This window comes from Burkholderia sp. MR1-5-21, from assembly GCF_053427715.1.
Genome location: NZ_JBSAXD010000001.1, coordinates 233,513 through 258,486, shown reverse-complemented (window position 1 = coordinate 258,486; position 24,974 = coordinate 233,513). Strand labels below are relative to the sequence as shown.

Sequence of the window (24,974 nt, the reverse complement as noted above, 5' to 3'; positions counted from 1 at the left end):
AGGCAACGCGAACAGCCGAAGTGCCGGACACAGCGCACACGGCAATCGAGACAACATCGGAGACATCACATGCAGCACACCCGCCAGGCCGGCGCACGTTCGAACGTGCGCTGGATCGTCGCCGGCATGATGTGGGCGGCGATCGCGATCAACTACATCGACCGGACCGTGCTGTCGGCCGCCGCGCCGCACATCCAGAAGGCCTTCCACCTGAGCGCCGTCGAGATGGGCGTCGTGATGTCCGCGTTCTTCTGGTCGTACGCGCTGCTGCAGTTGCCGGCCGGGATGCTCGCGGACCGCTTCGGCCAGAAGAAGGTGCTCGGCTTCGCGGTGCTGTGGTGGTCGATCGCGACCGCCTTCACGGGGCTCGCGAGCGGCATCAAGTCGCTCGTCGCGCTGCGCGTCGCGCTCGGCGTCGGCGAGGCGGGCGCGTATCCGGCCAATGCCGGCATCACGTCGCGCTGGTTCCCGAAGGCCGAGCGCGCGACGGTCGCCGCGATCTTCGACAGCGGCTCGAAGCTCGGCAGCGCGGTCGCGCTGCCGCTGATCGCGTGGCTGATCGCGACGTTCGACTGGCGGATCACGTTCGCGGTGACGGGCGCGCTCGGGATCGTCTGGTTCGTGGTGTGGCTCGCCGTATTCCGCGATTCGCCCGCGCAGCATCCGCGCGTGAACCCCGCCGAGCTCGCGCACATCCGCAACGGCCTGCCGGAGCCGGGCGCGCAAACGGACGCGCCGCGCGTGCCGTGGTACCGCCTGCTCGCGCACCGGAACATCTGCGCGATGTGCATCGGCTTCTTCATGATCAACTACAACTCGTACTTCTTCATCACGTGGCTGCCGACCTATCTCGTCAAGGAGCGCGGGATGGGGCTGATGGAGATGGGCTTCATGGCGTCGCTGCCGCTGTTCGTGTCGATGTTCGTCGAACTGCTGGCCGGCTGGGCGTCGGATCGCGTGTACGCATCCGGCAAGCTGTCGCTGACCGCGACGCGCAAGCTGTTCCTCGTGATCGGCCTCGTGATGGCGTCGAGCATCGGGCTTGCCGCGTTCGCGCAATCGGCGGCGCTCGCGGTGTTCCTGCTGTGCATCGCGAAATCGGGGATGACGGTCGCGGCGTCGCAGGTGTGGGCGCTGCCGGCCGACGTCGCACCGGGCAACACCGTGTCGATGGTCGCCGGCCTGCAGAACATGATCTCGAACATGGGCGGCGTGGTCGGGCCGATCGTCACGGGCGCGATTGTCAGCGCGACCGGCTCGTTCGTGCCCGCGCTCGTGTTTTCCGCGGCGCTGATCGGCGTCGCGATCGTCAATTACCTGTTCCTGCTCGGCAAGGTCGAGCCGATTTCATTTCCCCGCAACGCTTCCGAAACCGACTTCCATGAACGACACAACGCCGATGCACGCACCTAACCGCTTCAAGGCCGCGCTTGCCGCGGGCCAGCCCCGGATCGGCTTCTGGCTCGCGATGAGCGATGCGTACCTGGCCGAAGTCAGTGCGACGGCCGGCTTCGACTGGCTGCTGATCGACAGCGAGCACGCGCCGAACGACCTGCGCACGATCCTCGCGCAGTTGCAAGCCGTCGCACCGTATCGCGCGGAGCCGATCGTGCGGCCCGTGACCGGCGATCCCGCGCTGATCAAGCGGCTGCTCGACATCGGCGCGCGCACGCTGCTCGTGCCGATGGTCGATACCGCGGAGCAGGCGCGCGCGCTCGTGTCGGCCGTCCGCTATCCGCCGCACGGGATCCGCGGCGTCGGCAGCGCGGTCGGCCGCGCGTCGCGCTGGAGCGCGCGCACCGACTATCTCGACGTCGCCGACGACGAAGCGTGCCTGCTCGTGCAGGTCGAGACCGTCACGGCGCTCGGCGACCTGGACGCGATCTGCGCGGTGGACGGCGTCGACGGCGTCTTCATCGGCCCGGCCGACCTCGCGGCGTCGATGGGGCATCGCGGCAATCCTGCGCATCCTGACGTGCGCGCCGCGATCGATCGTGCGATCCGCACAATCGTCGCATCGGGCAAGGCGGCCGGCACGTTGACGTCCGACCCGGCGCTCGCGCGGCATTATCTCGAGCTCGGCTGCACGTTCGTCGCGGTCGGCGTCGACATCCTGATGTTCGCGAACGGCGCGCGCACACTGGCGCGCGCGTTTCTCGGCGCCGGGGAGGGGTGAGCGCCGCAGCACATCGAAGCGCACGGAAGCGCGTCGCGTTGCGGCGGAGCGCGCGACGCACGCCCCCCCATCTTCGAAGGACGTCCCGACGCGGCAAGCCGCCCTCAGAACGACGGCAACCCCGCCGGATTGGTCTCCGCACGCGCGACGGCCTCGCTCTGCAATCCCCACCGCGCAAGCGCCTGACCGTAGCGTCCGCTGCCGATCAGCGTGTTGGTCGCGAGCGTCAGCGCGGGCACGAGGCCGCTGCCCCGGCGCGTCGCGATCGCGACGTCCGCGTTCGCGGGCCAGCCGGCATTCACGACGCCCACCCGCCGGATCTTGCCATCGCGCGCGGCCTCGTACGCGAGCGCCGCGTTCGGGTTCAGCTCGGCATCGGCGCGCCCCGACAGCAGCGCGACGCGGGCCGCCGCCTCGTCGTCGAAATACACCGGTTCGGTTGCCTTCAGCCCCTGCGCGACGTTGCGGCGGCTCCATTCGAGCAGGATCCGCTCCTGGCTCGTCCCCGCGCCCGTGATGATGCGCAGCCCCGCGACATCCTTCGGCTCCGCGATCCTCGCGATCGGGCTCGCGGTGCGCACATAGAAGCCGTGCAGCCCGAGCCGGTAGGTCGTGAAATCGTATTTCTCCTTGCGCTTTTCGGTGACGCCGACGTTCGAAATCACCGCGTCGTACTTGCCCGAGGTCAGGCCGAGCGGCCAGTCGGCCCATGCGATCGGCACCAGCACGAGCGTGCGCCCGAGCGCATCGGCGACAAGCTGCGCATAGTCGGGATCCGCGCCGACCACCGTGCGCGCGTCCGTCGCATAGGTCGATACCGGTGGCGCGTGCGGCGAGATCGCGACGGTGAACGCGCCATCGCGCACCCAGCGATAGCCGCTCGCCGCGCGGATCGCCGCCGGATCCTGCGGCGCCCGCACGCGGCCCGCCTGGCGCGGATCGAGATCCACCGCCGGCGCGGCGGCGAGGGCCGTGCGGAACGGCAGGCCGGTGGCCGTGGCGAGCGCGGCCGTCAGAAACAGGCGTCGGTCGATCATCGGTTCGGATCTCGCAAGGCGGAAGGAATCGAGCGAGCGCACGCGGCCATCACAGCACCCGCGACAGGAACTCGCGCGTGCGCGGATGGGTCGGCGAGTCGAGCACGACGGCCGGCGGCCCCGCCTCGACGATGCGCCCGCGCTCCATGAACAGCACGTTGTCCGCGACCTCGCGCGCAAAGCCGATCTCGTGCGTGACGATCACGAGCGTCGTGCCCGAGCGCGCGAGTTCCTTGATCACGTCGAGCACTTCGTTGACGAGTTCCGGATCGAGCGCCGACGTCGGCTCGTCGAACAGCAGCACCTTCGGCCGCAACGCGAGCGCGCGTGCGATCGCGACGCGCTGCTGCTGGCCGCCCGACAGCTGGCGCGGAAACGCATCGACCTTGTCGGCAAGCCCGACGCGCGCGAGCAGCGTGCGCGCGGTGCGTTCGGCGGCCTCGCGCGTCGCGCCGCCGACGGCGACGGGTGCCTCGACCAGGTTTTCCAGCACGGTCAGGTGCGGGAACAAGTTGAAGTTCTGGAACACCATCCCGACCTCGGTGCGGCGCTTCAGCACGTCGCGTTCCTTCAGCTCGTACAGCACGTCGCCGTCACGCCGGTAGCCGATCAGCTCGCCGTCGATGTCGATGAAACCGTCGTCGACCCGCTCGAGATGATTGATCGTGCGCAGCAGCGTCGACTTGCCGGAGCCCGACGGCCCGACGATCACCGTCACGCTGCCGCGCGGCGCGACGAACGACACGTGGTCGAGCACGCGCTGCGTGCCGAACTGCTTCGAGATTCGATGCACGACCACCTCGCCGCCTCGGCGCGGTGCCACGGCTTCGCCGTCGGGCGACGCCACCGCCGCCGCGAGCGTCCCGCGTGCCCCGAGTGGCCTGCGTGCCGACATCCGCCGCCACAGCGCGCCGGCGCGTGCGAGCACGAAGGTGAGGGCGGACGGCGGCGGATTGCGCAGCGCGCCTCGGGCGTAGTGCCGCTCGACCTGCACCTGGATCGCCGACAGCACGGTGAGGATGATCAGATACCAGACGGTCGCGACCATCAGCAGCGGAATCACTTCGAGATTGCGGCGGTAGATCACCTGCACCGTGTAGAACAGCTCCGGCATCGCGAGCACGTACACCATCGACGTGCCCTTCGCGAGCAGGATCAGGTCGTTGAACGCGGTCGGCAGGATCGCGCGCATCGCCTGCGGCAGCACGATTCGCACCGTCTGGCGTCCGCGCGGCAGGCCGAGCGCCGCCGCGGCCTCGAGCTGCCCCTGGTCGACCGCGAGGATGCCGCCGCGGATCACTTCGGCGGAGAATGCCGCGTGGTGCAGCGTAAGGCCGAGCACGGCCGCGAAGAACGGGCTGATCAGCTCGGTCGTCGCGACGTCGAAGAACGTGATGTCGGTGAACGGCACGCCGAGCCGCACGTGCTCGTACAGGTAGCCGAGATTGTTCAGGATCAGCAGCAGCACGATCAGCGGGATCGAGCGGAACAGCCACACGAACGTCCACGCGCTCGCCGCCAGCAGCCGCGACCGCGACAGCCGCGCGAGCGCGACGAACGCGCCGAGCACGAGGCCGAACAGCGCGCCGAGCACGGTCAGCAGCAGCGTGCGCACGAGCCCGGACAGCACGGGCGGCGAGAAGAACCATTCCGCGAACACCGGCCAGCCCCATTGCGGGTTGCCGAGGATCGAGTGCAGCGCGATCGCGATCAGCACGACCGCGAGCACGGTGCCGGCCGTGGCCGAACGGTGCCGGACCGGCACGACCCGCAGGCGGGCGCCGGCGTCGCGCGCGTCGGTGGAAGAGAGCGGCGGCAGCGCGCCGCCGAGATGGGTGGTGTCGCTCATGTCGATGCAGTTCCTCGAATCGGTCGATACGCCGCGCGGGGCAGCGGAGCAGCGGAATAGCCGTGCAGCGGCGCGGCGCTCACGCGTGCGCCTCGGCGGCCGCGTCGCGCGCTGCGGGTGCCACTGCGTGGTGGCTCGCCTTGCGCGGCAGGCCCAGGTGATCGCGCAGCGTGCTGCCCGGCAAGTCGCGGCGATAGCGGCCGCGCGCTTCGAGCTCGGGAATCACGAGTTCGACGAAATCGTCGACGCCCTGCGCCTGCACCGGAAAGCCGAGGATGAAGCCATCGGCCGCGCCCGCGTCGATCCAGCGGATGATCTCGTCCGCGACGTGCACGGCCGTGCCGATGAAGTTCGGCCGCGGCGTCGCGGCCGCGAGCGCGGTCTCGCGCAGCGTGAGCCCCTTGCGCTTCGCGTCGGCCTTGATCCGGTCGGTGGTCGAGCGGAAGCTGTTGCGGCCGATGTCGCCGAGTTCGGGAAACGGCGCGTCGAGCGGGTATTGCGTGAAGTCGTGGTGATCGAAGTAGCGGCCGAGATACGCGAGCGCCTCGTCGATCGACAGCAGGTTGCGGATCGCGTCGTATTTCTCTTCGGCCTCGGCCGCCGTGCGCCCGACGATCGGCCCGATGCCCGGGAAGATCTTCACGTCGTCGGCGCGGCGGCCGTGCTCGACCGCGCTCTGCTTCACGCGCTGCGTGAACGCGTGCGTCTCGTCGAGCGACGGCGAATGCGTGAACACGGCATCCGCGTACTTGCCGGCGAGCCCGATCCCCGCATCCGACGAGCCGGCCTGGAAGATCACCGGCTGCCCCTGCGGCGAGCGCTGGATGTTGAGCGGCCCCGCGACGTGGAAGAAGCGGCCGTCGTGATCGAGCGTGTGCAGCTTGTCGCGCGCGAAGAACTGGCCGGTCGCGCGGTCGCGCACGAACGCGTCGTCGTCCCAGCTGTCCCACAGCCCCTGCACGACGCTCAGGTATTCGTCGGCGATCTCGTAGCGCAGCGCATGCTCGGGATGCGTCTTGCCGAAATTCTTCGCGGTGCCTTCGAGCGGCGTCGTCACGACGTTCCAGCCCGCGCGGCCGCCGCTGATCACGTCGAGCGACGCGAGCTGGCGCGCGACCGTGAACGGCTCGCTGTACGACGTCGAGATCGTGCCCGCGAGCCCGATCTTCTTCGTCGCGGCCGCGAGCGCGGACAGCACCGTCAGCGGCTCGAAGCGGTTCAGGAAATGCGGGATCGACTTCTCGTTGATGTAGAGGCCGTCCGCGACGAACGCGAACGCGATGCCGTTGTCCTCCGCCTTGCGCGCGATGCGCGTGATGAAGTCGAGATTGATGCTTGCGTCCGGCGGGTTGCTCGGATGCCGCCACGCGTTCATGTGGCTGCCCGCGCCTTGCAGCATCAGGCCGAAAGTGATGGATCGTCGGGTCATGGGCGTGTCCTGTGTGCTGCGTGGAATTCAGAGGGAAGGGGGCAGTTCGGCGGCAGCGTCGACTTGCGCCGGCGCGGCCGGTAGCGCGCCGGCGAGCCACTCGACCGACGCGAGCCGCGCCGCGTAGTCGGTCACCGGCGAATCGATCACGAACTCGTCGACGCCGAGCCGCCGGCTCAGCGCATCGAGCGCGCGGTGCACCCGCTCGGGCGTATCCGCGAGCACGGCCGGGCGCAGCTCGTCGATCCGGTAGTCGGTCGCGCCGCTTTGCCGCGCGAATTCGGCGGCCGCCTGCGCGCTGCCGAGATTGAAGCTCTGGCCGCTCGCGAGCCGCAGCTTGAAGATCTTCAGCGGGCCGATCAGCCGTTCGGCCTCGTCGCGCGTCGGTGCGGCCACCGCGTACAGCGCGACGAGCGGCCGCGTGCCGCCCGCGTCGCGATACGCGTCGAGCGAGCGTTCCAGGTTCGCGTCGTCGCCGTTGAAGTGCCCCGCATGGCAGAAGCGCCAGCCGTGGCGCGCGGCGAGCGCGGCGCTGTCCGGCGAGCCGCCGAGCAGGATCCGCTCCGGCGGTTGCGGCGGCACCGGCAACGCGACCGCGCCTGCGAGCGGGTGGTCCTCGGCGACGCCCCAGCCGAGGAATGCGTCGAGCGCCGCGAGCTGCGCGGCGAAATCGGGCTTCTTCGACCTGTCGTGAAACCATTGCAGCGCGCGGGTCGTCAATGGCAGCCCGCCGGGCGCCTTGCCGACACCGAGATCGACGCGGCCCGGCGCGAGCGACGCGAGCAGCTTGAACGATTCGGCGACCTTGAACGGACTGTAGTGCTGCAGCATCACGCCGCCCGAGCCGATCCTCAGGCGCGACGTGTGCGCGAGCAGATGCGCGACGACGATCTCGGGCGCGGAACTCGCGAAGCCCGGCGCGCCGTGATGCTCGGCAACCCAGAAGCGGCGATAGCCGAGCTGTTCCGCGCGCTGCGCGAGCGCGACCGTGAAGCGCAGCGCGTCGGCGGCATTCGATCCTTCGGCGATCGGGCTCTTGTCCAGCAACGAAAGCGAATAAGACATGGTGTGCGGCGTTCCTGCTTACGGTGTCGATGGAAGGGATCGAGCGCGGCGATGCATCAGGACTTCGGCAGCCCCGGCGGGTTGGTGCGCGCGTCGTCGATCGCCTCGGAACCGAGGTTCCAGCGGTCGAGCACCTGCCGATAGCGGCCGTTCCTGATGAGCCCGTTCAGCGCGAGCGTCAGCGGCTCGGCGAGGCCGCTGCCCTTGCGCGTGGTGATCGCGATGTCGGCGGTGCGCGGCCAGCCGCCGCTGATTGCGCCGACGAGCCGCGTCTTGCCCTGTTGCGCGCTCTGGTACGCGAGCACCGAGTTCACGCTGAACACCGCGTCGGCACGCCCCGACTGCACGGCGACGATCCGCATCGCCTGGTCGTCGTAGTACTGGACCTGCACGGGCTTGAGGCCATGCGCGACGTTCTCGCGGTCCCACGCGAGCAGGATCTTTTCCTGGTTGGTGCCGGCGTCGGTCACGACGCGCAGCCCCGCGACGTCCTTCGGCTCGCGGATCGCCGTGATCTTGCTGTCGTTGCGCACGTAGAAGCCGACCTGGTCCTTGCGGTACGTCGAGAAATCGAACTTCTGCTTGCGCTCCTCGGTGACCGTCACGTTCGAGATCACCGCGTCGACCTTGCCCGATTCGAGCGCGAGCGGCCAGTCGGCCCACGCGAGCGCGACGATCTTCAGCTTGCGGCCGAGGCTGTCCGCGACGAGCTGGCCGATGTCGGCGTCGAAGCCGATGACCGTGCGCGCGTCGGTCGCGTACGAGCTGATCGGCGGCAGGCTCGGCGCGACGCCGATCGTGAACGTGTCCGGTTCGGCGAACCTGAACGCGGCGGGCACCGCGCGCTCGGCCGCCGGGTCCGCGACGCCGCGCGGGCGGCCGCGCTGCTCGGGACTCAGGTCGAACGTCGCGGCGGTCGCGGCGAGGGCCGTGAGGCCGATCAGCGCGGCGCTCAATGTGCGCAGGGCGAAAGAAGCGAAGGGGGCGGCTCGTTGCATGAAAGCGTCCTGTCTGTCGGATACGGGAAAGGGTGTCGGTCGCGGGAAACGCGATGCGCGTTCAGCGGGGCAGCGCCGGCTCGGGCGCCCACAGATCGGCGAGCGTCGCGGTGCGCGACGGCTCGACGAGGTCCTTGCCGAACGGCAAGTGGACATACAGCTCGGGATCGATCGACGGATCGAACAGGCGCGTGTAGCCCGTGTCGTCGTAGAGCGCCCACGCTTCGGGCTGGCGAAAGCCCGTCGTCAGGTAGACGCGGCGAAAGCCTTGCCGCGCGGCGCGCGCTTCGAGCGCCTCGACGACGCGCCGTGCGAGGCCCTGGCGGCGCAGGTCGGCGCGCGTCCAGATGCGCTTCAGCTCGGCCGTCTGCGCGTCGTAGCGCTTGAACGCGCCGCCGCCGATCGTCTCGCCATCGCGCAGCAGCAGCACGAACGCGCCTTCCGGTGGCGCGAACCGTTCGGCCGGGTAGCGCGCGAGTTCGTCACGCGCCGATGCGCGGCTGTCGGGGCGGTACGCGTCATAGCGCGTCGCGTATTCGTCGATCAGCGCGTCGATCAGCGGCTGTGCGCGGACGTCGAGCGGGGTCGTGTCGATGATGCGGTCGGTCATGGCGATGGGCGTCGCGAGTGGCGCGCGACGCGGACGTCCATGTCCGGGCTCAGGCAGACGGCCAGTCCGTTCCAGTCCGTTATCGCGGCGCAGTTGTCGATTCAGCAGCAGCGCAGGCCGGCTTTGACGCACTGGCAAGCGACCGCTGCGGTTTCGAACACGTTACTGCCGCGACCGGCAAAGGCGAACGAAGCAATTTCGATAAGGATTTCGCGGCACGCGTCAGAAGGCTTTGCCGCGATGTGGGGTGTGTTGTGGGTGATGAGGGGCGTGTGATGGGTGCTGCGCGATGCAAACGGCGCGCAAACGTGTCGGCCGGGCGCACGTGGCCGCCACGCGCCACCGAATACGCCGCCCGGAGCGCAGCCGCGCGTCAGGCCGGCGCGGCAGTCGGCTCAGCGAGCTGGAACAGGCAGTCGCCGCGTTGCACTTGCGCGGGAACGCGTTTGCAGACGACTTCGCCGTCGCCTTTGAACCGGCACAGCACGGGTTCGCGCAGCGGCGTGTCCGGGAAATGGATCCATGCGGCCGGCTGCCCGGCGCGCACCTGATCGCCCAGTTCGACGAGCGGCTCGTACAGCCCGCGCTCGTACGCATAGACGAAGTGCCGCTCGCCGTCGACGCGCATGAAGCGCGTGACGGTCGGCGGCGCGTCGGGCACGAGCGTGCCGTGCAGCAGGCCGATGAAGCCGAGGTAATGCAGCAGCCCGTGGCGGCCGAGCCTGACCATCGCCGGATCGGCCATCCCTGCGCCGCCGAGCTCCGTGACGATCGAGATCGCGCCTTGCCGGCGCGCGGCCGACGCCGAATGCACGGGGTTCGGTGCATGCAGCAACGCGTTCGGCAGACCGAACGCGACCAGCAGCGCGTCGAGCCGCGCGGCTTCGTCGGCGTCGAGCGGATCGATCGCGAGCATGTTGCCGCCGTGATAGAGCAGCGAGCTGCCGCCCGAGTGCAGATCGACGAGGTATTGCGCGCGGGACAGCAACGCGTGCTCGATGTAGTGGGCGATCGTCTGCGTCGGCGTGCCGGTCGGGTCGCCGGGGAAGCTGCGGTTCAGGTTGCCTTCGTCGAGCGGCGACACGCGCAGGCCCGCATCCGCCGCCGGGAAATTCGCCATCGGCAGCAGGATCAGCTGCCCTGTGACCATCTCCGGCTCGATCTCGCGGATCAGTTGCGACACGATGATCTGGCCTTCGTATTCGTCGCCGTGATTGCCGGCCATCACGAGCGCGACCGGGCCGTCGCCGTTGCGGATCGACGCGATCGGAATCGGCTGCCAGCCGTACGCGGAGCGATGTACCGAATGCGGCAGGCGCAGGTAGCCGGCGTGCTTGCCGGGTGCGTCGAGGTCGATTTCGCAGTGGATCGGGTTGCGGGCGTGGGAGGTGGCGGTCATGGCGGCGTCGAGCGGGAAGCAAGGCATGCGCCATCTTATCGGGAAATGAACGGCGAGGGACGCAGCGCGGGTGGGCGGCGCGCGCAATCCGGACCGGTGATGACACGCAGCAAGTGGACGCAAACCGTCGATCACGACATCGCGCGATCCGCGCATGCCGCGGTGCGCGGCGATGGCCGAATCGATGCCGGTTTACAGGAGTCCGGCACACGATCGCCCTGGTTGCGCGAATGAAACACGCCACACGCAGACAACGCGGCACGCGCTCGACGTATCGCGAGATCCCGTCTCCCCCCGTCAGGCTCACGCGCCAGCGCGAACGTCAGCGGCCTTCTGTTTCAGCCTCGATACGTCCTTCCTCCCACACCGCCCAGAAGCGGCTGCCGGCACGATACGGATTCGCGCGGCGCGCGGCGTAGTCTTCGACGCCCTGGCGATACGCGCCATACAGCGTCAGCGGCGGGTTCGTCACGCACGCCGCTTCGCGCGGATCGGGACGGCGGAAGGATGTAAGACGCCTGATCAGTGTCGCGCCGTCGATCACGGTTCCTTCGCTGATCGGCTCGTTGCGGCTGATGACTTCGACGGTATCCATGTTGCGCTCCCCGGGTGTTTTCTTTGTTACCCGTTGAACAGCAATAAGAATGCCAGCCTGGGATATCGCGCCGATGCGCCCATCGTGCAGCGTTCTGCCGCGAATTACGCGGCCCGATCGGCCCGTTCAGCCCGATGTTACGGAACATGTAACGTGACGCGGCCGACGTCGCCGCGCGTGCGGCGCATGAAATGTAGCGAAGATGAAACCGGCCAAGGCCGGACGCGCAACCGGATTTCGGAAGGAAGGAAAGAAGAAGGCCGCGCGTTCCGTTCCGCGCCGCGCTCAACCGGCGGCGACCGGCGCGACGCTCCGGCTGCCGTTCGAATAGAAGCGGTAGATGCCCTTGCCGGACGTCTTCGCGTCGTACAGCGCGCTGTCGGCCTGCCGGATCAGATCCTCGGGCGTGTCGCCGTTGCCGTCGAGCGCGATCCCGATGCTGATCCCGAGGCTCACCGTTTGGCCGATCGCGAGCACGTACGGCACCGAGATCTGCTCGATGATCCGCTCGGCGAGGGCCGAGCACGCGTCCATCGTCGTGTCGTCGATCGCGACGACGAACTCGTCGCCGCCGATGCGTGCCGCGAGTTCGCCGGGCGGCAGCGTCTTCATGAGCCGCGCGGCGACCTGGGTCAGCACGTCGTCGCCCGCGTGATGGCCGAAGCGGTCGTTGATCGCCTTGAAGCCGTCGAGATCCAGATACATCACGGCGAGCCCCATCCCGTGCCGCCGCGTGCGCCGCGCGAGCATGCGCTTCAGTTCCGCGTGGAGCTCGTGCCGGTTCGGCAGGCCCGTCAGCGCATCGTGCCGCGCGAGGTGGCGGATGTGCCTTTCCGCGCGGCGGCGATCGGTGACGTCCTCGACGATGATCACCGCGCTGCCGTCCGGCACCTGGTGACGCGTCATCTCGAGCTGCCGCCCGTCGGCGAGCGTGATCTCGAACGGCGCCGGTTCGCGGAACAGCCAGCCGCGGCACTTCGCGGCAAGCTCGCTGTCGTCCGGCTCCGTAGTCAGGCCTGTGCCGAGCGCCGCGACGACGTCCGGGAACGGTGTGTTCAGCATGATCTCGCGCGGCGAGCCGAACAGTTGCGCGGTACGCCGGTTCGCGACGATCACGCGATTCTGGCCGTCGACCATGCAGAGGCCATGCGGCATGTGCGTGAGCGCGGCGTCGAAGCGCGCGACGAGTTCGGCATTGCGTTGCCGCGTGGCCATCAGCGCAACCAGCACCTTGTAGTGGCGCTGCACGACCGTGCGCATCGCGACGAGGTAGATCGCGACCGGCGGCAGCAGCAGCCACGCGCCGCTGCGCGGGGCAAGCAGCGCGCCGACGCCGATCGGCACCACGCCGACCGTGATCTGCGTCATCGCGAGACGCGGCAGCGCGGCATTGCGCGACCCGATCCCGCCGAACACGCCGCCCGCGACCATCACCGACAGCGTGCCGAGCTCGACGTCGACGGCCTGCACGCAGCCCATCGTGCCGAGGCCGAGCAGCAAGCATGCGACGAGCGATACCGGCGCGTAGTGCATCGCCCAGTATTCGGTGCGCGGGTCGCCGGCATCGCGGTGCACGACATAGGCGCGCGCAATCGCCAGCCGTGCCGCGAGCAGGCCGAGATCGGCGATCAGCCACAGCAGGCACCAGGTCTGCTGCAGCCGCACCAGCGCAACTGCGGCGACGAAACAGCTCGCGAGGCCCGACAGGAACATCGGCCGGATGTCTTCGAACAGCGTGGAGAGCAGGGACGGGCGCAGCGCCGCCGTCACGCGGTGATTGCCGGAAGGAGGGGTGGCGAGAACGGAGTGCAGGAGAGACGCCCTGACTGCCATGATCGATGACCTCGACACGATGACCGCTGGCGGCGCCCGCATCGGGTCGTTGCAGGCGAAACCGGTGGGCCGGATGCGCATGACATTACCATGATTCATCGCCGGCTGGTCGGACAATAGACGCCGCGCGCGGACCGTCAGGGTGAACGCGTGTTGCGCGTTCGTTGCCGTACAGGCAGGATCGCTCGTCGAGGGATTGCGTGCGGACGTGTCGCCGGCGCACATCGCGCCATGCCGGAAACACATGATCGGCCGGTGTCGGCCGTCCGCCCGCGCGCCATTCGCGGCGAGCAGGGCTGCACGGATGCCGCCGCGCACCCGTGCGCATCGCGTTATATGCATTCCAATAAGTAATACATGCGAGAAACGCTATAGCCACCATACGGCAAAGGATGCCAGAATGCGCGCCGCTCCGAAGGCCGCGACATCCGCTCGCCGTCGCGAGCCGCACCAGGAGGTCCCCCCATGAAAAACCACGGCCTGTCACGGCGAGGTTTTCTGAAAGCCAGCGTGCTGGCGGGCGTCGCAGTCTACGTCGCGCCCCTCGGCAGCCGCGCATTCGCAGCACTCTTCGAAGAAAAACTCCTTACACCGGTCAAGTGGGATAGCGTTACAGGCATCCCGCGTTTCCGCATCGACGGCATTGCCAAGGTCACGGGCGCGAAAGTCTTCGCCCGCGACGTGCGCGCGGCCGACATGCCGCACTGGCCGCAACAGCAGTCGCATGCGCTGATCCTGCGCGCGACGCAGGCCGACCGCACCTATGAAGGCTTCGACCTGGCGCTGCTCGGCGACGACCTGAAGCCCGACCGCATCGTCACCGCCGACGACCTCGCGCGCGACGGCGTCGCGTTCCCGGCGTTCTACGGCGACGACATGCTGCTGCCCGCCGGCAAGACGCCCGCGTATCTCGGCCATGCGGTGGCGATCCTGATCTATCACGACTTCGCGCGCTTCCGCTTCGCGAAGAACCTGCTGAAGTTCCGCGACGACGTGATCCGCTACGGCGCGGTCACCGGCCCGCTCGAGCGCGACCCGTGGGGCACGTTCCGCTTCGTGCGCGTCGGCGGCAAGACCGCCTACGACGACGACGTCTATTCGAGCCTGAAGGACGCGCCGATCTTCCCGAGCATGATGCGCAAGCACCAGCCGGTGTGGCCGGACGGCAAGGAGCACGGCAAGCTCGACGAGCAGGGGATGTTCCATGCGGCGCAGATTGCCGACGAGATCGACCATCCGTCGGCCGACTGGCTCGTGTTCGACCGCGAATACAACACGCAGTCGGTCGACACGTCCGCGCTCGAGCCCGACAACGCGAACTGCTGGTACGACGCCGCGACGCAGTCGATGCACCTCGTCGTGCCGACACAGTCGCCGCTCGAAGTCGCGGAAAACGCCGCGGCGATGGTCGCCAAGTGCCGCTTCCCGGTGAAGAAGCTGTTCGTGCATCCGTGCTACACGGTCGGCTACGGGTCGAAGGACCACTTCAACGTGCCGTTCTACGGGCTCGTCTGCGCGCTGTACGCGGACGGCCGCCCGGTGCGTTTCGCGAACGACCGCTTCGAGCAGTTCCAGACGTCGCTGAAGCGTCACGCGTTCAAGATGCACTACCGGATCGCGGTCGACCGCAATACCGGCATGCTGCAATCGTTCAAGGGCGACTTCGAGGCGAACGGCGGCGGCCGCATGAACTTCTCGCCGTCGGTCGCGATGGTCGGCGCGACGGCCGCGCAATCGATCTATTACTTCCCGAAGAGCGATCTCGCGGCAGTCGCGATCGCGTCGCGCGCGATCGACGCCGGCTCCGCGCGCGGCTACGGCACGCTGCAGAGCATGGCCGCGACCGAGATGGCGATCGACGAGATCGCCGCGCAGCTGCAACTCGACCCGATCGAGTTCCGCCTGAAGAACGCGCTGCGCTCGGGCATGAAGAATACGCAGGGTGCGATTCCCGCCGGCGCGCTGCGCGTCGACGACGTGCTCGAACGCGCGAAGCAGCATCCGCTGTGGACGCGCCGCGCCGCGCGCAAGGCCGAGTTCGAAGCCGCGCATCCGGGCAAGCGCTACGGCGTCGGCTTCGCGTGCGTGCAGAAGGATTTCGGCACCGGCGCGGAAGCGTCGTTCGCGAAGGTCGAATTCGACGAGAACGGCAACGTCACGCTGCATCACACGGCCGCCGAGATCGGCACCGGGATGTCGACGTCGCAGGCCATCGCGGTCGCGAAATGGCTCGGCCGCCCGGCGACCGACGTGCGCGTCGCGCTGACCGACTGGCCGGACCTGCCGGTCGAGACGAGCGGCGATCCGTACCTGATGTCGCAGGCCGACCAGGACAAGCTGAGCGCGAACCCGCGCTGGTCGCCGGGCTACGCGTCGCCGTCGAGCGCGACGAACTCCGCGTACTACTTCACGCACAGCACGCGCGAAGCCGCGCGCGCGGTGTTCCGCTACGGGCTGTGGCCCGCGGCGATGTCGATCTGGACCCGCGGCCTCGGCGGCGGCCAGGCCGCGCCGTACACGATCCGCGTCGAGGATGCGCGCTGGGTCGACGGCAAGCTGACCGCCGACGGCCTCGAGCCGCTGACGTTCGAGCAGCTCGCGAAGCAGGCGTATGCGCTCGGCCTGCCGACCGGCGCCGTCGTGCACGTATTCAACCGCTGGCAGTGGACCGACGCCGAGTTCGAGATCGGCGGCGTCACCGAGCGCCTGCCGATCGACGGGCTGTCGCTGCGCATCGGCGCGCCGAAGACGGGCGACGCGAACGGGCCGGTGCCGGGCACCGCTGCGCCGGCCGGCGCGACCGCGATCCGCGGCACGCTGCCGCCGACCGCGAACGGCTACCGCGTGCTGGACCGCAAGCGCGTGTTCATCCCGCCGACGAGCCGCAACAACGCGGCCGTCACGTACTACACGGCGGTCGGCACGCTCGTCGAGCTGGCCGTCCATGAGGCGACCGGCAAGGTCGAGCTGCTCACGCACCACTCGATCATGGAGTGCGGCAACCAGATCTCGCCGCAGCTCGTGTCGGGCCAGTTGCAGGGCGGCCTCGCGATGGGCATCGGCCACGCGCTGCACGAATACCTGCCGCTGTACGAAGACGGCCCCGGCAACGGTACGTGGAACTTCAACCGCTATACGCTGCCGCGCGCGTCCGACGTCGCCGTGTGGACGCAGACCGGCGAAGTGCTGCCGCCGCTGTCCGAAACCGATCCGCCGAAGGGCGTCGCCGAAGTGGTGATGATCCCGGTCGTCGGCGCGATCGTGAACGGCATCGCGCACGCGATCGGCCATCGTTTCACCGACTTGCCGGTGACCCCGCAAAAGATTCAGGAGGTGCTCGCATGACGACCGCCCAAACCGCCGCGTCGGCCGCCAGCGCCGTCGCTCCGGCCGCCGCGTCCGCAGGCGGCGCCAGCGCGCCGGTCCCGGCGTCCGCCGCCGCACCGGCATCGGCGCCGGCATCCGTGTCGGCGCCCGTCGAGCGTCCGCTCGTCCGGTTCCAGCCGAAGCCGCTGTCCGTCACCATCAACGGCAAGTCCGTCGGCCCGATGCAGGTGCCCGAAGGGCTGATGATGATCGAGTTCCTGCACGAGTACGCGGGCCTGACCGGCTCGCGGCTCGGCTGCGGACAGGGCATCTGCCACGCGTGCGTCGTGATCCTCGACAAGCCGGACGGCACGAGCGAGGAAGTGCGCACCTGCATCACCGGCGCGCACTTCTTCCACGGCCGCTCGATCCGCACGGTCGAAGGCCATGCGAAGCGCAACGATGCGGGCGAAGTGGTCGAGCTGTCGCCGATCCAGCAGAAGTTTCTCGAGCATTTCAGCTTCCAGTGCGGCTACTGCACGCCGGGCTTCGTCAACGCGGCCACGGTGCTGATCGAGCGGCTGAAGCGCGAGCCGGTCGCGAAGGCCGACGTCGAACGCACGATCACCGAAGCGCTCGATGCGCACCTCTGCCGCTGCACGGGCTACGTGGGCTACTACGAAGCGGTGAAGGACGTCGTGATGACGACGCCGGGACTCGTGAAGGACGCCGCATGACACGCACATTCGCCCATCGAGTCGCGCACGCCGTGCGCATGCCCGCGCTGGCAGCCGCCTGCGCACTGGCGCTCGCCGCCTGCGGCGGCCACGACGCGCCCACCACGGCAGCCGCGCCGGCGGCCGACCAGGTTGCGCGCGGCCGCTATCTCGTCAAGGCCGCCGACTGCGCGGCGTGCCACACCGCGAAGGACGGCGCGCCGTTCGCCGGCGGCGCGAAGCTCGATTCGCCGTACGGCACGTTCTACGGTTCGAACATCACGCCGGACAAGGATCACGGAATCGGCGGCTGGAGCGCGGATGACTTCTACGCCGCGCTGCACGACGGCAAGGCGCCCGGCAAGCGACTGTATCCGTCGATGCCGTACACGTCGTACCGGCAGCTCACGCGCGCCGATACGGACGCGATGTACGCGTACCTGATGTCGGTGAAGCCGGTCGCGCAGGAAAACCATCCGCACGAGCTGCAGTTCCCGTACAACCTGCGGTTCGGCATGGCGATCTGGGACCTGTTCTTCCTGAAGGACAGCCTGCCCGATGCGTCGACCGGCCAGTCCGCCGACTGGCAGCGCGGCCGCTATGTCGCGAACGCGCTCGGCCACTGCGCGGAATGCCATACGCCGCGCAGCTTCACGGGCCAGCTCGACGGCGGGAAGCCGTTCGCGGGCGCAGCGCTCGGCCGCGTGGCCGCGCCGGACATCACGCCGACGGGCCTCGCCGCGCGCGGCTGGACGGGGGCGGACCTGCAGACGTTCTTCAGCGTCGGCATCGCGCCGCAAGGCTCCGCGTTCGGCGAGATGTACCCGGTCGTGCACCTGAGCACGCAGTACCTGACGAAGGACGACCTGCGCGGGCTGTCCGTGTACCTGCTCGGCGACACGCCGCCGGCGCCGCAACCGGTGAAGCCGGTGTCGGCCGACGCCGCGCAGCTCGCCGCGGGCCACTCGGTGTATCTCGCGGTCTGCGCGGGCTGTCACGGACTGAACGGCGACGGCAAGCCGCACGTCGCGGTGCCGATGAACGGCAACTCGACGGTGCGACAGGGCGATCCGCGCAACCTGCTCGTCGCGATGCTCGACGGCATCGACGAGCAGAAGTTCGCCGGCGTCGAAAACATGCAGTCGATGCCGGGCTTTGCCGGCACGTTGAGCGACGACGAACTCGCGCAACTCGCGAACTACCTGCGCGCGACGTGGGGCGGGCAGCCGGCCAGCGTCACGCCGGCCGACGTGAAGGCGATGCGCTGACGCGGAGAGGGCGGGGCGCCGCGGCGCGATGCGTCCGGTTTCCGGCGTTCGCGCACGGCGGCCCGCCACGCGGGAGGCGGGCGGTCAATATCCGCCGCCTCCGCCGCCCCCGCCACCACCACCACCCGCGCCGCCTCCGCCATAACGGCCGACGGCGTGGTTCTGCGAAGCGCTGTTGTCCGACATGCAGCCAGCGGACAGCAGGAGCGCCAGCGCCGCGACCACGGCTGCGATCAACGTAGTCGATCTCATCTCAATCTCCTATCGACAGGCAGGCGGCCCGAGTACGTCGGCCGGCAACCCGGCCGGGACGCCCGCGCGCACACGAAACGTTCGGTGCAGCCCGCTTATTCCATGTCGTGCCGCGCAACGTGCAGGGCACGCGGGCGGGCGACCGGCGTTCCCGTATCGTCCGTTGCGATCGGACCTTTCGTCCGCGTTGCGAGACGGCAACGGTCGTTCGCCCGCTCAGGCATCCGGCGCGGGTTCGGCCGGATCGTCCTCCAGCAGCCGCGTCAGCACTTGCGCGACCACCCGGTCGCATTGCGCGCCCCGAAAATCGAACGCATCGCGCTCGGCCAGGTCGAGATCGACCGCAAGCGACGCGCGCAACATCCGCCGCGCGCGATGATGCCGGCTGCGCACCGTCGCCTCGGGCAGCGCGAGGCACTGCGCGGTTTCCTCGACAGTCATTTCCTCCACCGAGCGCATCACGAATACGATCCGGAACGCAGGCGGCAACGCGTCGATCCGGCGCTCCAGCAGGTCCCGCAATTCGGCGCGCGACGCCGACCGCTCGGGGGAATCGGATGAGATATCGATCATGTCTGCCACATCGAACGAATCGAACGGATCGAACGCATCGTCGGCATTGCACATCGGCATCACGACAGCCCTGCGCCGCGCGCGCCGCACGCGGCCGAAGCATTCGTTCAGCAGCAGCCGCGTAAGCCAGGTGCCGAGCGCCGAGTCGCCGCGAAAACGCACCATCGACCGGTAGGCGGCGAGGTATGCGACCTGGAGCGCGTCCTCGGCCTCCGCGTCGTCGCGCAGGATCGCGCGGGCGAGCCGGAACAGGCGCCGGTTGTGCCGGCGCATCACGAGCTCGAATGCGCCTTGATCGCCCGCGACGACGCGGCGCACGAGCGCGGGCTCGTCGTCGATGGCGGGAGGCGCGGGCACATCGAAAGAAATCGTCATCGCGCACCTTTGTCGATGCTCATCGCACGTTCAGCATGCCGTGCATCGTCGGATGGAGCGTGCACGAATAAGGGAAACGGCCGCGCACGCGGGCAACGTAGTGCCACGACGCCTGCGGCGCGATGCTGCCGGAGTCGAACGCGCGGGCGTCGGCGCTCGCCGTATGCGCGAACAGATCGCGATTGATCCACACCACCTCGTCGCCGCGCTGCACGGTCAGCTCGGCCGGCGTGAAGCGCATCTGTTCGATCACGACCACGTGCGTTCCGGCGAACGCGCCGGACGAGACGGCCAGCGTGGCCAGCCACATCGCGGATGTGCAGCGCCGAAACCACGCGATCGCGCGCGACGGCGCCGTCATCGCGTCATTGCGCGGCGCCACTGCCTTTCCCCAGCGTCGACTGCAGGTGGCGCGCATGGTCGAGGTGCGCGACGAACGCGGGCTCGACCTTGACGAGCAGCGCCTTCAGCTCGGCATTCTTCGCGGACGGGATCAGCGTGTGATCGATCGCGGAGAGTACGGCTTCATGATAGGCCACCTCGTGGTCGATGTACGCGCGGTCGAAGCGCGCGCCGTCGAGCTTGCCGAGGGTCTGCAGGTTCGTATCGCCGCCGCGCTTGAGATCCATGCTGGTCGGGTTGTCCTCGGGCGTCACGCCGAGCTTGTGGACGAGGTCGACCGCCGCGTTGTTGACCCCGGTGTGATCCTGCACCATGCGATCGGCGAAGGCCTTCACGTCCTTGTTGTGCGTTTTCGATTCGGCCAGTTTCCCCGCGTCGATGTCGACCTGGTTGGCGGTCACGACGATCGCCGCGATCTGCGGGTCGGTCGGGCCGGGCTGCTGCGCGGCAACGGGCAGCGCGACTGAGAGCAGGGCGCCGCACAGCGCTGCATTGAAGATCGTGTTCATCTGGAATCCTCCGAACATTGACGGCGGCGCAATGCCGCCACGTCATCGCGGTTCGACGCCGCTCAATCGATTGGATGTCACGTGCGGCGCGCGCGTTTCCGGCCGACGGGCAGCCCGCCGGCGAAGCGCTTTTGAAGTGCGGATGAAGTTCGGGGGGCGTTCCGGGACGTGACGGTCACGCGCGGGTGACCGTCACGAGGCGCACGCTGGCGCCCGCACGCCGTGATACGGGCGGGCTGCGTGTCGCGCGCGCCGCAGGTTCCGGCTGCGGTCGATCAGCGATAGACGAGATCCGCGCGGCGGTTCTGCGCCCACGACTCCTCGTCATGACCGGTCGCCACCGGCTTTTCCTTGCCGAAGCTGACGGCTTCGAGCTGGGTCTCCGGCACGCCAAGCGTGACGAGCGCGCTCAGCACCGCTTGCGAGCGGCGTTGCCCGAGCGCGAGGTTGTATTCCGACGTGCCGCGCTCGTCGGTATTGCCCTGGATCAGCACGCGCTGCGCAGGGTGGCGGCGCAGGTAGTCGGCGTGCGCCTGAATCAGCGACTGGAATTCAGGCTTGATCGCGTTGCTGTCGAAATCGAAATAGACGCTGCGCTTCGCGAGCGGACTGTTCGGGTTGTTCAGCTCATCGGCCTGCGTCGTGACGACCGCCTCGTTCGCGGCATTCGGATTCATGCCCGCGTTCTCCGGCGTCTTCGCCGCGTGGTGGCAACCGCCCAGCAGCGCCAGGATCACGATCACCGCGTATCGGTACATTTTGCTCATCGTTCGTCTCCTGCGGTTGACTGCGTTGAAAGCCCGCGAGTGCGCATCGGCGATCCGCCCGAAGCCCCGACGGGGTCCCGTAAGCAGGCAGCAGGAAATTGAAAGCTTGTCGCGCTCGGGTCGCTTATTGCCTGAATCCCTGCAGACAGCTTAGGAAAAATGTCACAACGCAACCAGTTTCGCCGTATCCGTTGCGTGATTCGCGCTCGCGCGTCAGCACATGGTCGGCCTTCGGTGCAGACCGTGCCTGTCGCCGCTGCGAAGCCGGACGGCTCCGCTACGCGTCGCCGTGTTCGTCGTGCCCGATCACCAGCCCGGCATACATGCGTTCCGCCAGCCGGATCATCGCGCCACAGGGCCGGCCACGCCGGCCTCGTTCGCGACACCCGTCACATGTTCCAGACGAACTGCGCGGCGGCATGCGCGGTGGGACGCGCGACCCGGTATCGAGGCGGTTGCGCCGCAAGCGGCGGCGAGAGTGGGGGACGACCCCATGAAAATGTGCGAAGCGCACTGGCTGGCGCGATGCCTGCTGCGCGTTTCCTCAGCCGCCCGGCATGCTGCCGGCGGCGGTCCGTAGCCCGCCCGGGATTGCCGCGACACGGTACGACGCTTTCAGCGTAGGCACTGAGGATTAAGACAGGCTTAAGCGCGCACTTATCAGACGAATGGGGCAAGGCGCGGCAGACAATACCGCGCTAGCGGCGTTGCTCGACGCGATAGCGGCCGGGGCTGATGCCCGTCGCGCGCTTGAATGCGATGCTGAACGCCGTGTCCGACAGGTAGCCGATGCGTTCGGCGATGGTCACGAGCGGCTCGTCCGAGTCCTTGAGCGCCGTCATCGCAATCGCGATGCGCCACCGATGGAGGTAGTCGAGCGGCGCACTGCCCACCATCCGGCGGAAGCGCGACGCAAATGCGGTGCGGGACATGCCGACGTTCGCCGCAAGCGCGTCGAGCGTCCAGCGCTGTTCGGGCGAGCGGTGCATCATCGACAGCGCCGAACCCACCTTGCCGTCGGACAGTGCCTTCAGCCAGCCGTCCGCCAGTTCGCCGCTTGCGATATACGCACGCAGGGTCTGCACGAGCACGAGCGTCGCGAGGCTGGTCTTCGCCACGTCCGAGCCCGGCGGCGCCGGATTGCCCGTTTCACCGGTTTCGATCTTGAGCAACGCGAGCACATGCGACAGCGCATGCGCCGCGACGTCGGCGGCGCGCAGGTGAATGAGCGGCGGCAAATGTTCGAGCAGCATGCCCGTCATGTCGCTGTCGAACACGAAGCGTCCGCTCGCGAGACTGACGGGGGCGGCGTCGCCGGGCCCGTGGTATCGCACGACGCCGTCCGCGCCGCGGCTCGACCGGTAGGTCGCCGGGCCGTCGAGCGGCGTGCAGGACGGAACGCTTGCCGAGCAGAACGGCTGCCCGTTCGTCAGCAGGTAGAAATCCCCCTCGTCGATCGCACGGTATTCGGCATCGTCCGCCATCCGCAGATAAAGCCGCCCGCGCAGCACGGTGCCGAACTTCATGTGCTGGTACGCCGGAAACCGGAATGCCCACATACCGTCGCCGTCGAAACGCGACGACAGGCCGCTGCGCACCTTCAGCACCGACAGGACATCGGACAACGCATCCATGAAATGTACGATCGATAAGAAATTCGGACCGATTGATTATATGAAGTTCCGATTGCATGCGGGAAGATCACGCTGACGTTGCCTAATTCGGGCGTGCGACTTACTTTCTTCGTACGGATGCCGTTCGTGTCGTCACCGATCGAAATGGTGGGTGCAAGCGCGGCCGTGCTCAGCGGATCCGACCGGCTGCCCGGCGCGTCGCCGGTCAGTACCGGCAGTCGGCAGCGTAAAACTGCAGAATTCATTCGAATTGCGGAGGGCGCATGAAAGCATGGCAACTCACCCGGCTGGGCGGCGATCTGCGGTATGTCGACGTGCCGCCGCCCGAACCCCGGCCCGGCAGCGTCGTCGTCAGGATGCAGGTGTCGGCCGTGATGTCCTACATGCGCCAATACGTCGGCGGCGAACTGCCGGTCTATCACGCGCCCGACCGCCCGTTCATCCCCGGCGGCAACGGCGTCGGCATCGTGCACGCGGTGGGCCGGGACGTGTGGCACCTGAAGCCGGGGCAGCGCGTCGTGATTTCGTCGCACTTCGTCGCCAATGAAAACGTGCGGGACCCAGCGCAGATCCTGATTGGGATCACCGCGGCGGGCGCCGAAGGCGATGCGATGCAGGCGGATTGGCCGGACGGCACGCTGGCAGAATACGCGTTGCTGCCGGCATCGGCGCTGACTGCCGCCGACGCAGTCGCGGACCTCGACGCGAAACAGCTTGCGCTCGCGACGCGATTCGTCGTGCCGTTCGGCGGGCTGCTGCGCGGACGGCTCGCCGTCGGCGAGACCGTGGTCGTGTCCGGCGCGACGGGTGCGTATGGCAGCGCGGCGGCGTTGCTGGCCGTCGCGATGGGCGCGGGCCGCGTCGTTGCCGCCGGGCGCAACGCGCAAGCGCTGGCCGCGCTCGCCGAACACGGCAACGGCCGGATCGTGCCCGTTGTCGTGACCGGCGACGTCGCGCGGGACGTCGAAGCGATTCGCGCCGCCGCGCGCGGGCGCGTGGATCTCGCGTTCGACATGGTCGGCAACGCACGCGATCCGAACATGACGCTGGCGGCGCTGCGCAGCCTCGGACGGGAAGGGCGGCTCGTGCTGATGGGCAGCATGGCGGTCGATCTGCCGGTTCCCTATACCGAGGTCATGCTGAACGGGTGGGAAATCATCGGCCAGTTCATGTATCCACGCGATGCCTATCGCCGGCTGCTGTCGCTGGCCGGCGCGGGCGCGCTGGATTTCGGTGCGCTGCGCCCGGTCGTGTACGGCATTGCCCGGCTCGAAGCGGCCATCGATCGGGCCGCCGGTGCGTCGGGGCTCGAGTGCGTGCTGATCGACCACGAGGCGTGATGCGCGTGCGGATCCTGAAGACCTTGTACCGACGCCATGTCGCCACATGCGGCCGAGCGATCGTGTGCGTTCAGCGAGCGTCTGACCGGTGTTGACTGGCGCCGGCATGCAACGCAATGAATTCCTTCGTGCGTGCCGGCTCGGTAATCTCCGTCCATTGAAGATGCGCGTACTTCGGATCGTCGCGAAGGCTTGCGAACTTGACGCGATTCTTGTCGAACGTCGTGTACGACCACAGCAGCACCGAATCCCTGGAGCAGAACGCCATCCGCAGCGATTCGCGGTTTCCGTGTGAAAGCTCCGTGCGCATGATGCCTCGGCTTATCGTGCGCCAGAGCACGCGGGAGAACACCGTCCACCGGCCGAAGTTGAGCCAGACGATGTGCGTGGCTCTCGACCAGAGCACATCACGCACGGCGCTGTAGTTCCCGTCCGCGACCCATCGGTCGCCCGCCGTCGCCGCGAGCACGGCTTGCTCGAACTGTTCGTGCGGAACGGCTGCCCAGTCCGGGCCCCAGTACAACCGATCGAGTTCGATGTACGGACAACCGGCGGACGTGGCCAGCGCACGCGCGAAGGTGGATTTTCCCGATCCGCTCGTTCCGACGACGACGATGCGCATGTGTTCCTGCTGCGATCCGGTTCTGATGACGCGTATTGTGCCTCATGCGCCACATCGCTTCCGGAAGCAGGATGCCGGACAACGACCCTGGCCGGCGCGCCCCGACGCTGATCCCGCCGAAGTCCGGTGGCCGTGCTGCCCACGCCGGCGCAGTGAATCACGCAGTTTCCCCGCCGCGCATGCACGCGTCACGGCGGCTTCCTACGAATTCCCCGTGCA

Annotated in this window: 23 protein-coding genes; 7 read left to right on the top strand and 16 right to left on the bottom strand. The window is 68.7% G+C overall.

Annotated features, from left to right (window positions below; genetic code table 11):
- The first annotated feature begins 69 nt into the window (after positions 1–69).
- Together ACV229_RS01025 and hpaI are read left to right on the top strand one after the other, a co-directional pair.
- On the top strand, positions 70–1,413 hold the full coding sequence (locus ACV229_RS01025; RefSeq protein ID WP_448081250.1) for an MFS transporter: 1,344 nt from the start codon (positions 70–72) through the stop codon (positions 1,411–1,413).
- The gene (gene hpaI, locus ACV229_RS01020; RefSeq protein WP_448081556.1) at positions 1,400–2,176 is read left to right on the top strand and encodes a 4-hydroxy-2-oxoheptanedioate aldolase; all 777 of its coding nucleotides are present in this window, start codon (positions 1,400–1,402) and stop codon (positions 2,174–2,176) included. Before ACV229_RS01025 ends, hpaI begins: the two co-directional genes overlap by 14 nt.
- 104 nt (positions 2,177–2,280) lie before the next feature.
- Here the strand turns inward: hpaI and ACV229_RS01015 are convergent, their stop codons facing one another.
- The 7 genes from ACV229_RS01015 to ACV229_RS00985 form a co-directional block, all read right to left on the bottom strand.
- The gene (locus ACV229_RS01015; RefSeq protein WP_448081249.1) at positions 2,281–3,213 is read right to left on the bottom strand and encodes an ABC transporter substrate-binding protein; all 933 of its coding nucleotides are present in this window, start codon (positions 3,211–3,213) and stop codon (positions 2,281–2,283) included.
- A 49-nt stretch (positions 3,214–3,262) separates the two neighbouring features.
- The gene (locus ACV229_RS01010) at positions 3,263–5,062 is read right to left on the bottom strand and encodes an ABC transporter permease subunit (RefSeq protein ID WP_448081248.1); all 1,800 of its coding nucleotides are present in this window, start codon (positions 5,060–5,062) and stop codon (positions 3,263–3,265) included.
- Positions 5,063–5,141: 79 nt separating this feature from the next.
- Entirely contained in the window at positions 5,142–6,491 is a 1,350-nt protein-coding gene (locus ACV229_RS01005) for an LLM class flavin-dependent oxidoreductase (protein ID WP_448081247.1), read from the bottom strand.
- 27 nt (positions 6,492–6,518) lie between these two features.
- Positions 6,519–7,556 (bottom strand): LLM class flavin-dependent oxidoreductase, encoded by a 1,038-nt coding sequence (locus ACV229_RS01000; RefSeq protein WP_448081246.1) that lies wholly within the window; start codon positions 7,554–7,556, stop codon positions 6,519–6,521.
- Between the two features lie 56 nt (positions 7,557–7,612).
- Positions 7,613–8,554: an ABC transporter substrate-binding protein gene (locus ACV229_RS00995; protein WP_448081245.1), complete on the bottom strand. Its 942-nt coding sequence runs from the start codon at positions 8,552–8,554 to the stop codon at positions 7,613–7,615.
- 61 nt (positions 8,555–8,615) lie between these two features.
- Positions 8,616–9,170, bottom strand: a complete 555-nt coding sequence (locus tag ACV229_RS00990; protein ID WP_448081555.1) for a GNAT family N-acetyltransferase — start codon at positions 9,168–9,170, stop codon at positions 8,616–8,618.
- A 367-nt stretch (positions 9,171–9,537) separates the two neighbouring features.
- Complete coding sequence (locus tag ACV229_RS00985; protein ID WP_448081244.1) at positions 9,538–10,563, bottom strand: succinylglutamate desuccinylase/aspartoacylase family protein; 1,026 nt, start codon at positions 10,561–10,563, stop codon at positions 9,538–9,540.
- Between the two features lie 99 nt (positions 10,564–10,662).
- Between ACV229_RS00985 and ACV229_RS00980 the strand changes: the two genes are divergently transcribed.
- Positions 10,663–10,797: a hypothetical protein gene (locus ACV229_RS00980; protein WP_448081243.1), complete on the top strand. Its 135-nt coding sequence runs from the start codon at positions 10,663–10,665 to the stop codon at positions 10,795–10,797.
- A gap of 88 nt (positions 10,798–10,885) precedes the next feature.
- On the opposite strand, the gene ACV229_RS00975 is transcribed toward ACV229_RS00980, so the two are convergent.
- Both ACV229_RS00975 and ACV229_RS00970 read right to left on the bottom strand, forming a co-directional pair.
- Positions 10,886–11,158, bottom strand: a complete 273-nt coding sequence (locus tag ACV229_RS00975) for a hypothetical protein (protein ID WP_448081242.1) — start codon at positions 11,156–11,158, stop codon at positions 10,886–10,888.
- A gap of 285 nt (positions 11,159–11,443) precedes the next feature.
- Entirely contained in the window at positions 11,444–12,991 is a 1,548-nt protein-coding gene (locus tag ACV229_RS00970) for a diguanylate cyclase domain-containing protein (RefSeq protein ID WP_448081241.1), read from the bottom strand.
- A 465-nt stretch (positions 12,992–13,456) separates the two neighbouring features.
- Here ACV229_RS00970 and ACV229_RS00965 point away from each other — a divergent pair, with 465 nt between their 5' ends.
- The 3 genes from ACV229_RS00965 to ACV229_RS00955 are packed head-to-tail and all read left to right on the top strand — an operon-like array spanning position 13,457 to position 18,281.
- Complete coding sequence (locus ACV229_RS00965) at positions 13,457–16,336, top strand: xanthine dehydrogenase family protein molybdopterin-binding subunit (protein WP_448081240.1); 2,880 nt, start codon at positions 13,457–13,459, stop codon at positions 16,334–16,336.
- Positions 16,333–17,034: a (2Fe-2S)-binding protein gene (locus ACV229_RS00960; protein ID WP_448081239.1), complete on the top strand. Its 702-nt coding sequence runs from the start codon at positions 16,333–16,335 to the stop codon at positions 17,032–17,034. The genes ACV229_RS00965 and ACV229_RS00960 overlap by 4 nt, the downstream gene beginning before the upstream one ends.
- Entirely contained in the window at positions 17,031–18,281 is a 1,251-nt protein-coding gene (locus ACV229_RS00955) for a c-type cytochrome (RefSeq protein WP_448081238.1), read from the top strand. Before ACV229_RS00960 ends, ACV229_RS00955 begins: the two co-directional genes overlap by 4 nt.
- 84 nt (positions 18,282–18,365) lie before the next feature.
- On the opposite strand, the gene ACV229_RS00950 is transcribed toward ACV229_RS00955, so the two are convergent.
- The 6 genes from ACV229_RS00950 to ACV229_RS00925 form a co-directional block, all read right to left on the bottom strand.
- Positions 18,366–18,533, bottom strand: coding sequence for a hypothetical protein (locus tag ACV229_RS00950; protein ID WP_448081237.1), 168 nt, complete (start codon positions 18,531–18,533; stop codon positions 18,366–18,368).
- 216 nt (positions 18,534–18,749) lie between these two features.
- Entirely contained in the window at positions 18,750–19,481 is a 732-nt protein-coding gene (locus tag ACV229_RS00945) for an RNA polymerase sigma factor (protein ID WP_448081236.1), read from the bottom strand.
- A gap of 19 nt (positions 19,482–19,500) precedes the next feature.
- Positions 19,501–19,791: a cupredoxin domain-containing protein gene (locus ACV229_RS00940; protein ID WP_448081554.1), complete on the bottom strand. Its 291-nt coding sequence runs from the start codon at positions 19,789–19,791 to the stop codon at positions 19,501–19,503.
- A 55-nt stretch (positions 19,792–19,846) separates the two neighbouring features.
- A complete protein-coding gene (locus ACV229_RS00935) occupies positions 19,847–20,392 on the bottom strand; it encodes a DUF4142 domain-containing protein (RefSeq protein WP_448081235.1) in 546 nt (181 codons plus the stop codon).
- A 275-nt stretch (positions 20,393–20,667) separates the two neighbouring features.
- Positions 20,668–21,159: a peptidoglycan-associated lipoprotein Pal gene (gene pal / locus ACV229_RS00930; RefSeq protein WP_448081234.1), complete on the bottom strand. Its 492-nt coding sequence runs from the start codon at positions 21,157–21,159 to the stop codon at positions 20,668–20,670.
- A gap of 698 nt (positions 21,160–21,857) precedes the next feature.
- The gene (locus tag ACV229_RS00925; RefSeq protein WP_448081233.1) at positions 21,858–22,793 is read right to left on the bottom strand and encodes an AraC family transcriptional regulator; all 936 of its coding nucleotides are present in this window, start codon (positions 22,791–22,793) and stop codon (positions 21,858–21,860) included.
- A 263-nt stretch (positions 22,794–23,056) separates the two neighbouring features.
- On the opposite strand from ACV229_RS00925, the gene ACV229_RS00920 reads away from it, so the two are divergent.
- Positions 23,057–24,133 carry a zinc-binding dehydrogenase gene (locus tag ACV229_RS00920; protein WP_448081232.1) on the top strand — a complete coding sequence of 359 codons (1,077 nt, stop codon included), beginning with the start codon at positions 23,057–23,059 and terminating at the stop codon, positions 24,131–24,133.
- A 70-nt stretch (positions 24,134–24,203) separates the two neighbouring features.
- Here the strand turns inward: ACV229_RS00920 and ACV229_RS00915 are convergent, their stop codons facing one another.
- The gene (locus ACV229_RS00915; protein WP_448081231.1) at positions 24,204–24,755 is read right to left on the bottom strand and encodes a toxin; all 552 of its coding nucleotides are present in this window, start codon (positions 24,753–24,755) and stop codon (positions 24,204–24,206) included.
- Between the last annotated feature and the right edge of the window lie 219 nt (positions 24,756–24,974).

What these genes read in the sequence shown, in the direction of transcription:
- ACV229_RS01025 (WP_448081250.1), top strand. Translation starts at nt 70, where the DNA reads ATGCAGCACACCCGCCAGGCCGGCGCACGTTCGAACGTGCGCTGGATC.
- hpaI (WP_448081556.1), top strand. Translation starts at nt 1,400, where the DNA reads ATGCACGCACCTAACCGCTTCAAGGCCGCGCTTGCCGCGGGCCAGCCC.
- ACV229_RS01015 (WP_448081249.1), bottom strand. Translation starts at nt 3,213, where the DNA reads ATGATCGACCGACGCCTGTTTCTGACGGCCGCGCTCGCCACGGCCACC.
- ACV229_RS01010 (WP_448081248.1), bottom strand. Translation starts at nt 5,062, where the DNA reads ATGAGCGACACCACCCATCTCGGCGGCGCGCTGCCGCCGCTCTCTTCC.
- ACV229_RS01005 (WP_448081247.1), bottom strand. Translation starts at nt 6,491, where the DNA reads ATGACCCGACGATCCATCACTTTCGGCCTGATGCTGCAAGGCGCGGGC.
- ACV229_RS01000 (WP_448081246.1), bottom strand. Translation starts at nt 7,556, where the DNA reads ATGTCTTATTCGCTTTCGTTGCTGGACAAGAGCCCGATCGCCGAAGGA.
- ACV229_RS00995 (WP_448081245.1), bottom strand. Translation starts at nt 8,554, where the DNA reads ATGCAACGAGCCGCCCCCTTCGCTTCTTTCGCCCTGCGCACATTGAGC.
- ACV229_RS00985 (WP_448081244.1), bottom strand. Translation starts at nt 10,563, where the DNA reads ATGACCGCCACCTCCCACGCCCGCAACCCGATCCACTGCGAAATCGAC.
- ACV229_RS00980 (WP_448081243.1), top strand. Translation starts at nt 10,663, where the DNA reads ATGACACGCAGCAAGTGGACGCAAACCGTCGATCACGACATCGCGCGA.
- ACV229_RS00975 (WP_448081242.1), bottom strand. Translation starts at nt 11,158, where the DNA reads ATGGATACCGTCGAAGTCATCAGCCGCAACGAGCCGATCAGCGAAGGA.
- ACV229_RS00970 (WP_448081241.1), bottom strand. Translation starts at nt 12,991, where the DNA reads ATGGCAGTCAGGGCGTCTCTCCTGCACTCCGTTCTCGCCACCCCTCCT.
- ACV229_RS00965 (WP_448081240.1), top strand. Translation starts at nt 13,457, where the DNA reads ATGAAAAACCACGGCCTGTCACGGCGAGGTTTTCTGAAAGCCAGCGTG.
- ACV229_RS00960 (WP_448081239.1), top strand. Translation starts at nt 16,333, where the DNA reads ATGACGACCGCCCAAACCGCCGCGTCGGCCGCCAGCGCCGTCGCTCCG.
- ACV229_RS00955 (WP_448081238.1), top strand. Translation starts at nt 17,031, where the DNA reads ATGACACGCACATTCGCCCATCGAGTCGCGCACGCCGTGCGCATGCCC.
- ACV229_RS00950 (WP_448081237.1), bottom strand. Translation starts at nt 18,533, where the DNA reads ATGAGATCGACTACGTTGATCGCAGCCGTGGTCGCGGCGCTGGCGCTC.
- ACV229_RS00945 (WP_448081236.1), bottom strand. Translation starts at nt 19,481, where the DNA reads ATGACGATTTCTTTCGATGTGCCCGCGCCTCCCGCCATCGACGACGAG.
- ACV229_RS00940 (WP_448081554.1), bottom strand. Translation starts at nt 19,791, where the DNA reads ATGTGGCTGGCCACGCTGGCCGTCTCGTCCGGCGCGTTCGCCGGAACG.
- ACV229_RS00935 (WP_448081235.1), bottom strand. Translation starts at nt 20,392, where the DNA reads ATGAACACGATCTTCAATGCAGCGCTGTGCGGCGCCCTGCTCTCAGTC.
- pal (WP_448081234.1), bottom strand. Translation starts at nt 21,159, where the DNA reads ATGAGCAAAATGTACCGATACGCGGTGATCGTGATCCTGGCGCTGCTG.
- ACV229_RS00925 (WP_448081233.1), bottom strand. Translation starts at nt 22,793, where the DNA reads ATGGATGCGTTGTCCGATGTCCTGTCGGTGCTGAAGGTGCGCAGCGGC.
- ACV229_RS00920 (WP_448081232.1), top strand. Translation starts at nt 23,057, where the DNA reads ATGAAAGCATGGCAACTCACCCGGCTGGGCGGCGATCTGCGGTATGTC.
- ACV229_RS00915 (WP_448081231.1), bottom strand. Translation starts at nt 24,755, where the DNA reads ATGCGCATCGTCGTCGTCGGAACGAGCGGATCGGGAAAATCCACCTTC.